We start from the raw sequence: 9,751 nt of genomic DNA on the forward strand, positions 1-9,751 counted from the left end.
TGGCGGACAGGGCGGGATTCGAACCCGCGTTGGGATATTATCCCAAACACGCTTTCCAGGCGTGCGACTTAAACCACTCATCCACCTGTCCGTAAGCCCGCCATTATAGCTGCAAGGTCCGTGGCGTGAAAGCGCTTTTTATGGTGCGGCGCGTCGCCGGGGTCAGCCTTCGTCTGCCTCGAGATAGGCGGCGATCTCCGCGCCGAGGGCCTCGAGTTCCGTGCTCAGGCGCTCCACCAGTTCGGCGATCGATCGCGTCGGGGCAGTCGCCTCGGGCGTATCCAGCGCGCGGCAGCCGGCCTCGAGCGCGCGCGCGCGCGCGACGCTGGCGTGGGCGCGGAACTGGGACAACGAGCCGCGTGCGGTGTGAGCGATGTGGGCGAGGCGGGGCAGGTCGTTCACCTGCGCGGCGGCATGGAGTTGCGCGAGCAGGTCCTGTTGCCAGGCGAGGTAGGTCTGGAGCACGCCGCGCACGGCTTCGCGATGCTCGAACATGTCGTGCAGCAGGGCGTCGGGATCGAAGTGGCGGCAACGCGGCTTCGTCATCGCGGTGGGCGCTCAGAGCGGGGCGGGAGGGCAGGGGGCCGCGCCGACGGCGGCGGTGATGGCGCCCAGGGTGATGGGCTTCATCATGACCTCGTCGAAGCCGCTGCGCAGGTAGCGCTGGTGGTCGTCGTCCCGTGCATGGGCGGTGTAGGCGATGATGCGGATGCCGGCCCAGTCCGGCCGCGCGCGGATCTGCTGGCAGAGTTCCTCGCCCCCCATGTCGGGCATGGAGATGTCGAGCAGCATGAATGCGGGCTTGGCTTCATCGAGGCGCGCCAACATGGCTGTGGCGCTGCTGAACTCCTCCACCGTCCACCCGAGTCGCTGCAGGAAGACCCGCCCGATGGCGAGGTTGATCGGGCTGTCGTCGATGATGAAGGCGAGCGTGTTCATGGCTGGCCGACCGCCTGTTCGAGACCGGCCTAGGCGCCGTTACAGGCGCGTCGGCGCTGGGTGATCAGCGCCTGCATGTAGCCGTGCAGCTCGTGGAAGGGGATGGGCTTGCGATAGACCGTGACATCGTCGGGCAGACCGCCCTCGGCGGCGATCTCCTTGGCGCTGAGCGCCGACACGACGACGATGGCGACATGGCTCGACAAGGGGTTCTCGCGCAGGCGGCGGATCATTTCGAAGCCGTCGATGCCCGGGATGCGAAGGTCGGCGATCAGCAGGTCGGGCGGTTCGCGGCCGACCTCGACGAGAGCGTCGAGGCCGTGATCCATCACGCACACCTCGATCGGCAATGCCCAGGCGGCGAAGGTCTCGCTGTAGATGCCCTGCAGCAGCTTGTCGTCCTCGACCACCATCACCCGCAGGGTGCTGCTGAAGGGGCGCGCCATGCCGGCCGGCGCCTTTGCCCGCGCGAGCAGCGCGTCGACCGAATCCTGCCGGATGCGGCGGTGACCGCCTGCCGTTTTCCAGCCCGCCAGCGTGCCGCTCTCGACCATCTGCTGGACGGCGCCGAGCGACAGTCCCAGTTGCCGGGCCGCCTGTGCGGTGCTGATGAACTCGCGGGGGGACTCGGATTTGCTCGACATGGCCGGCGGCATATTTGTACAAAAGGCAAGAAAATAGCAGAAATGGCAAGCGGCTGGTCGACGATCTGCATGCCCATGGCGTGGTTGGTGGCTGCCCCGGCCCATCGTGTGTCGCTCAACGGCGTTGAGCTGGCCGTGGCTCGCAGGCACATTCTGCCCGCCGCGCCAGGCCGGGCTACAATGAAACCGTCGAGCCAGCGCTTGCCGAGATCTTTACGGGAACGAACGCGCATGAATGCCTCACGCAATGTCCTTGGCGGGCCACTCCTGGCCTGCAGCTATGCCCCGCTGACGGGCTTCTACCGCACCGGTTGCTGCGAAACCGGGCCGGACGATCTGGGTCGTCACATCATCTGTGTCCGCGTCACCGACGCGTTTCTGGCGTTTTCGCGGCAGGTCGGCAACGATCTGTCGACCCCGCGGCCGGAATACCGCTTTGCCGGCCTCAAGCCCGGCGACCGCTGGTGCCTGTGCGCACTGCGCTGGCGAGAAGCCTGGGAGGCCGGGGTGGCGCCGCCCGTGGTGCTGGAGGCGACACACGAGTCGGCGCTGCGCGTCGTCGACCTCGAGACGCTGAAGGCACATGCCTACGGTGCGGCGACCGGCCCGCAGGCCTGAGTGGCCATGGAGGGCGCAGCCGTCGACCGCCAGCAGCTCGAGCGCCTGCTCGTGGCGCTCGAGTCAGGCCTCGTCGAACGGCGACAGGCACTGCGCCTGAGCCTGCTGGCGGCGCTGGCGGGCGAGCACACCCTGCTGATCGGGCCGCCCGGGACCGCCAAGAGCGCGCTGGCGCGGCGCATCCATCTCGCGTTTCGCGAGGCGCGCTACTTCGAGCGCCTGCTGACCCGCTTCACCGTGCCCGAAGAACTGTTCGGCCCGCTGTCGATCCGCGCGCTCGAGGAAGACCGCTATGAGCGGCACACCGCCGGCTTCCTGCCTGATGCGGCGGTCGCCTTCATCGACGAGGTGTTCAAGGCCAACAGCGCCATCCTCAACGCGCTGCTCACCCTGCTCAACGAGCGCGAATTCGACAACGGCGCCGGGCGGCAACGCTGCCCGCTGATCAGCGTGGTCGGTGCCACCAACCAGGTGCCCGAGGACGAGGTCGCCGAGGCCTTCTTCGATCGCTTCCTGCTGCGGCTGAGCGTTGGCCCGGTCAGCGCGGATGGCTTTCGCAGCCTGCTGCAGGCGGATGCGGCGACAGGTGCGGCCCTGCCCGACGAGGCCGCGCCACCCGTGATCGCCGAGGCGCACCAGCTCTCGGCTGCGGCGCGTGGCGCGCTGGTCCGCGCGGCCGCGGGCGTTGGCCTGCCGCCGCCGGTGTTCGCGTTGCTTGCCGAACTGCGGGCGTGGCTGGCGGCGCAGCACTGCTATGTGTCGGATCGGCGCTGGGTGAAGATTGCCCGCCTGCTGCGGATGGCTGCGGCGAGCGAGGGCAGGGCGGCGGTCGCGGCCTGGGACCTGGGCCTGATGCCCTTCTGCGTGGCGGCCGAGGCCGAGGCGCAGCAGGCCGTCGCCGACTGGCTGGCGGCCCGGCTGGGCCTGCGCGAGGCCCATGCGCCGCCGCGGCTGAGCCGGGTGGTGGAGGCCTTCGAGGCACAGTTGAAGCTTGAACGCGAGGCCAACGATCTCGACTACGACGAATCGGGCCGGCTGCGCTTTTCCGCGCTTGGTCAGGCCGAGGCCCTTGCGGACGCATTCGGCGGGGATCGCGAGCTTCAGGGCGGTGGCGCGTTTGCCGATGAGCGTGCCGGAGAACTCGCCAGCGCAATTGGTGATGCCAAGGGCGGTGCCGGCGCGCTGCGCATGACCTATACGCGCAAGCGTCGCTACGGACGGCGCCATGTCGCCGCGCGCACGCACCAGCTCGACGCCCTGCTGCAGCGCATCGCGGGCTACCAGGCCGAGCTCTGCGCCGAGCGCGCCGCCTTGCAGGCCTGGGCCGCCCAGGCGATCTGGGCTGATCCCGCGTTCATCGCGGCGGCGCAGGCGAGCCTGGCGCACACCACGCAGGCCCTGGTCGATCTCGTGCATCGCGCGCGGGCGGCGCGGGCCGGCTTCGAGGCCCTGCCGCGACTCGACGTCGAAGGCACCGAACCGGCGCCGGTCGAGCACGAGCCCTTGCTCGACTGAGGGCGACATCGTGCTCCCCCCGCTGGTCGTCCCGCGAGCCGTCGTCGCTCAGCGCTTCGAGGCCCTCGAAGCCCCCCTTGGGGTGCTCGAGCGCCTGCCGCGCGGCTTGTGGCTGGGCGGGATGACTCATGCGCATGGCCGGCTGGTCGATCGTCTCGAGGCGCTCGACGCCTGGCGCCAGGCCCTGCTGGCCGGTCGACTTCCCGATGTGACGGCGACAGAGTCTGACCAGGGCGCGAGCTGGCCACCCCCGCGGCTGGAAGCGGGATTGCGCGCGCGCATGGCCGCGCTTGAGCTCGCGGGCTATTGTCGCGACCGCGCCGAGCTCAGCGAAACGGTGCTGCAGAGTCTGCTCTTTCACCTCGACCTGATCGTCGATTACCGCGACCGCGGCGCCAGCACGGCCGAGGCGGACGCCATGGCGCTGGACGCCTTCGCCGCCGACTGGGCCGAGCGCTGTGGCGAGATGGACGAGCTCATAGCAGCTTTCGGCGACCTGGGCGACCTGCTCAAGAACACGCGCTGGGACAGCCTGCGCGGCTTGCTGCGCAGCACCGAGTGGCGCGAGGTGGTGCGCATCCGCAAGCTCTTCGAGTGCCTGCCCGAGCTCGCACGCATCATCCGCAGCCTGGGCCGCGCCCGCCAGGCCGAGGACGAGGCGGCATCGAGCCAGGCCGTGCAGCCGGTAACCGAGCCCGCCAGCGTGTTGCGCAGCGCGGCGCGCCGCCTGCGCGTGCCCGAGCTGCCGGGCGAGACGCGCGGCGTGCATCGTTCCGGCCGCGTCGCGCGCATGCTGCCGGCCGAGGCCATGCTGCTCGGCCACCCGCAACTGCGCCTGGTGTGGCACGCCCGCCATGCCGAACGCACGCTGCTCGCCTACGAGGACGACGACCATCTGCAGGAAGAATGCCTGCGCCCTGCGCCGGTTCTGCGCCCCAGCCTGCGACCGGCGCCGGCGAAGCGGCTCGAGATGGGGCCGATGCTGGTTTGCGTCGACACCTCCGGCTCGATGCAGGGTGGTGCCGAGGCGGTGGCCAAGGCGGTGGTGCTGGAGGCGGTACGCTGCGCCCATGCGCAGCGTCGCGCCTGCCTCGTGTTCGCCTTTGGCGGCCCGGACGAGGTGGTGGAGATGGCGCTCGGCATCGATGCGCCCGGGGTGGCACAACTCGCCCACTTCCTCGGCAGGAGCTTCGGTGGCGGAACGGACATCTGCGGTCCGCTCGAGCGTGCCATCGCCCGGCTCGAGGAGGCCGAATGGCAGCTCGCCGATCTGCTCATCGCCTCCGATGGCGAATTCGGCGCCACGCCGGCCCTGGCCGAACGCCTGCACGTGGTGCGTCGCGAGCAGGGCCTGCGCGTGCAGGGCATCCTGATCGGCGACCGCGAGACCATCGGCCTGCTCGAGATTACCGACCACATCCACTGGGTACGCGACTGGCGCCGCTATGGTCGGCCCGGCGACGGACAGCCGGCGCGTGGCGAGGGAGCCGAGGCGGGCGGCTCGCCGGTGCATTCCCGCAGCCTGACCGCCAGCTACTTCCCCGGCGCGCTGCGCAACCCCGAGAACCGCGCTCGCAGCGTCAGTCCCGAGATCGCCGCGGCGGCCGTGCGCGCCGGCCGCCACTGCGCTCCGGACGTCGCGGCGCAGCCTTCGACTCCCCCGGACGAGACCCGCTCATGAGCTTTGCCGCCGACCTTGTCGCCCAACTCGAACGCGCCACCGCCGGCCAGCCCATCCCAAGCGTGCGTGCGCTGCATCTGCCGCCGGCCGAGGCCGCCGCATCGAAGAACGGCGAGTTCTGTGCGCTCGAACTTGACGACGGCGCACTCGGCATCTCCTATGTGCTGCTGAGCGACACCTTGTCCCGGCTCGCCGCTGCGGACGATCTGCGGGGCATCGTCGGCGTGAATGCGCTGCAACTCGCACGCGAGTTCGCCGCGCCCGTACCTGCAACCGGCGAGGCAGAAGCCGGGTACCGTGATCTGCGCCGCACGCTCGGCTTTGCCGCGGCGAATGCGCTGTCGCGCACGGTGATGGACCGCATGGGCTTCACCCCGCCGCGCGCGACCGACTCCATCGGCGGCATTGCGCCGCAGGCGGGCGACCATATCGGCATGGTCGGGCTGTTCTCGCCACTGCTCAAGCAGGTCACCGCCGCCGGCGCGCAGCTGACCGTGATCGAGCTCAACCCCGATTACGCCGGCCACTACGACGGCTACCGCGTCACCCTCGATGCCGGCGCGCTCGAGAGCTGCAACAAGGTGCTGGCGACCAGCACCATCCTGCTCAACCACACGGTCGACGCCATGCTCGCGCATTGCCGCAGGGCCAGCCGTATCGTGCTCATCGGTCCGAGCGCCGGTTGCCTGCCCGATCCGCTCTTCGCGCGGGGCGTCAGCGTGGTCGGCGGTAGCTGGGTGACCGATCGCGCGGGCTTTATCCATGCCCTTTGCAGGGGTGAATCCTGGAGCGCCTTCGCGTATAAGTTCGCCCTCGCGCCGGCCGACTGGCCTGGCACCGGGCGGGCGGGACGGCACTGACGATCGTCCGCCCGCGCAGCACATAATAATAATCGGACGTCCTCCCCATGCAACTGACCCCTCGACTCGTCTCATTCCTGCTCTTGCCACCCATGCTGTGGGCGACCAACGCCGTCGTCGGCCGCATCGCCATCGACAGCATCGGACCGCTCTGGCTCAACGCCCTGCGCTGGATGGTGGCCTTCCTGATCCTGCTGCCGCTCGGATGGCGCGCGGTCGCCACGCCCGAGGCGCGCGCGCAGATCCGCGCGCGCTGGGCTCACCTCGCGGTGCTCGGGCTGATCGGCGTCGGCGCCTACAACGCGCTGCAGTACATGGCGCTGCGCACCAGCACGCCGATCAACGTGACCCTCATCGCCTCCAGTGCGCCGGTGTGGATGATGCTGATCGGCGTCCTGTTCTACCGCGTCATCCCGCGCCCGGTGCAGGTGCTGGGCGCGCTGATGTCGCTGCTGGGCGTCGCCTTCGTGCTGTCGCGTGGCGACCTCGGCGCGCTGGCGCGCATCGAGTTCGTCGAGGGCGACCTGCTCATGTTGCTCGCCATGATCGGCTGGACCGCCTACAGCTGGATGCTCGCCCGTCCGCCCGCGCACATGCGTGGCGAGCAGCGGCCGGCCTGGAACTGGGCCGAGTTCCTCGTCGCGCAGTGCGTGTTCGGTGTGCTGTGGGCGGTCGCCGCCGCCGCAGCGGGCGATTTCGTCGCGCCGGCAGCGCCTGCCGAGTGGTCCTGGGGCCTGGTCGCGGCGATTCTCTACGTCGCCATCGGCCCGTCCATCCTCGCCTACCGTTTCTGGGGCGCGGCCGTGGCCGAGGCCGGTCCCGCCACCGCCGCGATCTTCTACAACTTCACCCCGCTCTTCGCCGCCATCCTGTCCGCCGCCGTCATCGGCGAATGGCCCAAGCTCTACCACGGCCTGGCCTTCGTGCTGATCCTGGGCGGCGTGCTGGTGTCTACCCGCGCGGCGCGCAGCTGACACGCATGGCCTCGCTGTTCGACATCCTCGCCGAGCAACGCATCGCCGATGCGCTGCGCCGGGGGGAACTGGACAATCTGCCCGGCGCAGGCAAACCGCTGGTGTTCGATGACGAACTCTTCGTGTCGCCCGAACAGCGCATGGCCAACAAGATCCTGCGCAACGCCGGCTTCGCCCCGCCCGAGATCGCCTTGCGCAGGGAGATCGCCGCGCTGCGGGCGCAGATCGCGGGGCTGGAAGACAGCAGCGAGCGCCGCCAGTTGCTGCGCCGGCGGCTGGCGATGCTGATCGTGCAGATGCAGGAAATGCGGCGGGAGCGTGGCTGAACGGGCTATTGCGCAGGGGCCGTGTCGTGCTCCAGCACGGCCATCGCCGCCTCGGGCAGCTTGTCCAGCAGACGCAGCAAGGTGCGCGCCGCTCCGGTCGGGGAGCGCTTGCCCTGTTCCCAATTGCGGATCGTGTCAATCGGCACGCCGATGCGCCGCGAGAATTCCGCCTGCGTGAGTCCGAGCCGCTTTCGCACGTCGCGCACAAAGCGGCCCGCGTCCTGCATCGCGAGCGCGTCGTCTTCGGCGGCATGGCGGGCGATGTCGCGCTCGGTCGTTGCATCGACGCGGGCAGGATCGATGCGCCCGCGGGCGAGAGAGCCCGGGACGGAGGGGCCAATGGTCATGCGCACGCTTTTCATAGTGGCTCGGCCTCGCAAAGCTAGGGATACCTTACGGCAACATGCAGTGTGGCCAGACTGGGACCGTGCCCCGTTGGCTTGTAGTCCACTTGCTGATATTCAATTTCTCGAAACTGTCACCACCGATGCACAGGTACGTTTCTTGAGCGACTCCGGTCTGGCGCGAATTGCGGCCCGGCCCTCGGTAGACAAGTTGCCAGTTGAAGTAGATCGGCACATCGCCAGCGGTAAGCGACAACTCTAGGTTGTATCCGTCTCGCCTGGCCAGGTCGAGGACCTTAGAAGGTACGCGGCTGCGGATGCTGGCACGATATGGACCGACTGCCTCGCCTGAGTAGGCTTTGTCGCCGGGGGATGGAAGCGTCTGCCAGCTTACCGTTACGGCCTCGGGTACTTGGTGACCGGTATCACTCCTGTAACAGCTGCCACCAAAGCTGAGCGTGCTTCCCGGCTTTGGGCGCTCCGCATGCGGGAGGTCTGATTCGGCACGGATCCAGAGCGCGCCCTCGTACCAAAGTTGAGGGTTTTCGGCACTCTTTATTCGCACCACCTGTATGTCTTCGGTGCCGATGTTGCGGATGCCGTAACAGGCGTTGGTGCCCGACCGCCAAGCGCCCATGGCGGCCGTTGACTCGATGGTAAGCGTCAACGCAAGCGCGGTTAGGGGTAAGTGAACGAGCGGCATACTGAAGCTCTCCGACTTGCCTAAGGTCACTGAATCGTTACTCCGAGTGTGGCCAGCCATTCCGCGTAGGCTTGCATGTTAACGATGCCCGCGTTGTTACCGCAGCAAGGGATATCGACGATGGCGGCATAGGGGTCTTGAGGTTCATCTCGTGGATGGTAAGTGATGAAAGATTGGCTCAGTGACCATGTCATGCCATGGGCTGGCTCGGCCGCTCGTTGCGCGAGCATACGATCCGGATAACGTACCTCTCGATCGGACGTGAGGCCACCGAAGCCGGGAATGGACCATAAGCCGGTGAGAGTTTCGTCATGAAGGGTTGGAGCACTGATACGCCTCTGCGCGTCGTCTAGCGGATTCATGGGCACGCCTGCGGCCACCATCCGGTCCCACATCCAATTGAGGGCAACGTCTGAAAGGTCGCCGCCGTCTTGCTCGAGGTAGCCTCCACCGATATCCGCGTGCGCTCCTATGAAACCAATCTCGATGGTGTTGGGACCGAAGCCACGATCGGCATAGGTGGTTTCGACAGACTCCAGTGGAAATAGGGCACGATGCTCGTTAACTGCAACTGCGTGGGCGACATGTCCGATGTGTGAGGAGACGCTAAGGTCAAAGCCATCTGGTGCTTTACTAAGCACCGTGTCAAACAGCCCCATGAAGCGGATGTCGACTGCGATGCAGTGCTGGAGCGAGGAGTCGGGCGCATATCCCCACATGGTCTTGCTGTAGTAGGCGGAAATGTTTCGCTGAATGACTTGGTTGGCGAAACTCCGGGCTGCAGCCGCCCCCCGACTGAAGCCGATCAAGTCGAGGGTGATCCGGAGCGGTGTGTTCGGAGTGAATCGATTTCCAAGCTTCGCCGTCTCATACTCCCACTTAGCCTTAATGTAGCGATCCAAGCGATGGTGTTGTTCATTGACGCGGATCGGAAGTGTGTACGCAAGTCCGTTGTCAAGTAGGGCGGATGTGCCGGGGCCCTCGATGTAGAACGGTCGGTTAGCTTGCGCAAGCGGTTCGCCATCGTCATCGCGAGTCAGGTCGTTGTCGTCATAGGCCTCCCGCAGCCAATAGACGTTGCTCCGGCTCGCCTCCGTATTCCCCGTCCCATCAAACGCAAACAAGATGAGCCCCTCCGGATCCACGA

Annotated in this window: 12 protein-coding genes and 1 tRNA gene; 6 read left to right on the top strand and 7 right to left on the bottom strand. The window is 67.8% G+C overall.

Annotation, left to right across the window (positions count from 1 at the left end; all coding sequences use genetic code 11):
- The 4 genes from PLC66_RS21220 to PLC66_RS21235 form a co-directional block, all read right to left on the bottom strand.
- A tRNA-Ser gene (locus PLC66_RS21220) sits at nt 1-91 on the bottom strand.
- Between the two features lie 71 nt (nt 92-162).
- Complete coding sequence (locus tag PLC66_RS21225) at nt 163-546, bottom strand: Hpt domain-containing protein (protein ID WP_324544186.1); 384 nt, start codon at nt 544-546, stop codon at nt 163-165.
- Nucleotides 547-558: 12 nt separating this feature from the next.
- Nucleotides 559-939, bottom strand: coding sequence for a response regulator (locus tag PLC66_RS21230; protein ID WP_324544187.1), 381 nt, complete (start codon nt 937-939; stop codon nt 559-561).
- Nucleotides 940-968: 29 nt separating this feature from the next.
- Entirely contained in the window at nt 969-1,583 is a 615-nt protein-coding gene (locus PLC66_RS21235; RefSeq protein ID WP_324544188.1) for a response regulator, read from the bottom strand.
- 231 nt (nt 1,584-1,814) lie between these two features.
- Between PLC66_RS21235 and PLC66_RS21240 the strand changes: the two genes are divergently transcribed.
- From PLC66_RS21240 to PLC66_RS21265, 6 genes are read left to right on the top strand one after another with little or no spacing between them, the layout of a single operon-like run.
- The gene (locus PLC66_RS21240) at nt 1,815-2,201 is read left to right on the top strand and encodes a DUF2237 family protein (RefSeq protein WP_324544189.1); all 387 of its coding nucleotides are present in this window, start codon (nt 1,815-1,817) and stop codon (nt 2,199-2,201) included.
- Nucleotides 2,202-2,207: 6 nt separating this feature from the next.
- Nucleotides 2,208-3,716, top strand: coding sequence for an AAA family ATPase (locus tag PLC66_RS21245; protein WP_324544190.1), 1,509 nt, complete (start codon nt 2,208-2,210; stop codon nt 3,714-3,716).
- A gap of 10 nt (nt 3,717-3,726) precedes the next feature.
- The gene (locus PLC66_RS21250; RefSeq protein ID WP_503012254.1) at nt 3,727-5,397 is read left to right on the top strand and encodes a VWA domain-containing protein; all 1,671 of its coding nucleotides are present in this window, start codon (nt 3,727-3,729) and stop codon (nt 5,395-5,397) included.
- Complete coding sequence (locus PLC66_RS21255; RefSeq protein WP_324544191.1) at nt 5,394-6,257, top strand: Rossmann-like domain-containing protein; 864 nt, start codon at nt 5,394-5,396, stop codon at nt 6,255-6,257. Before PLC66_RS21250 ends, PLC66_RS21255 begins: the two co-directional genes overlap by 4 nt.
- Before the next feature lie 47 nt (nt 6,258-6,304).
- A complete protein-coding gene (locus PLC66_RS21260; protein WP_324544192.1) occupies nt 6,305-7,231 on the top strand; it encodes a DMT family transporter in 927 nt (308 codons plus the stop codon).
- 5 nt (nt 7,232-7,236) lie between these two features.
- A complete protein-coding gene (locus PLC66_RS21265) occupies nt 7,237-7,557 on the top strand; it encodes a DnaJ family domain-containing protein (protein WP_324544193.1) in 321 nt (106 codons plus the stop codon).
- A gap of 5 nt (nt 7,558-7,562) precedes the next feature.
- On the opposite strand, the gene PLC66_RS21270 is transcribed toward PLC66_RS21265, so the two are convergent.
- The 3 genes from PLC66_RS21270 to PLC66_RS21280 all read right to left on the bottom strand — a co-directional run.
- Nucleotides 7,563-7,919, bottom strand: coding sequence for a helix-turn-helix domain-containing protein (locus PLC66_RS21270; RefSeq protein ID WP_324544194.1), 357 nt, complete (start codon nt 7,917-7,919; stop codon nt 7,563-7,565).
- 31 nt (nt 7,920-7,950) lie between these two features.
- Nucleotides 7,951-8,604 carry a hypothetical protein gene (locus tag PLC66_RS21275; RefSeq protein ID WP_324544195.1) on the bottom strand — a complete coding sequence of 218 codons (654 nt, stop codon included), beginning with the start codon at nt 8,602-8,604 and terminating at the stop codon, nt 7,951-7,953.
- A 26-nt stretch (nt 8,605-8,630) separates the two neighbouring features.
- The coding region (locus tag PLC66_RS21280; protein WP_324544196.1) for a phospholipase effector Tle1 domain-containing protein at nt 8,631-9,751 on the bottom strand (1,121 nt) is incomplete at its 5' end.

Source organism: Thauera sp. (assembly GCF_035444905.1).
Lineage (GTDB): Bacteria > Pseudomonadota > Gammaproteobacteria > Burkholderiales > Rhodocyclaceae > Thauera.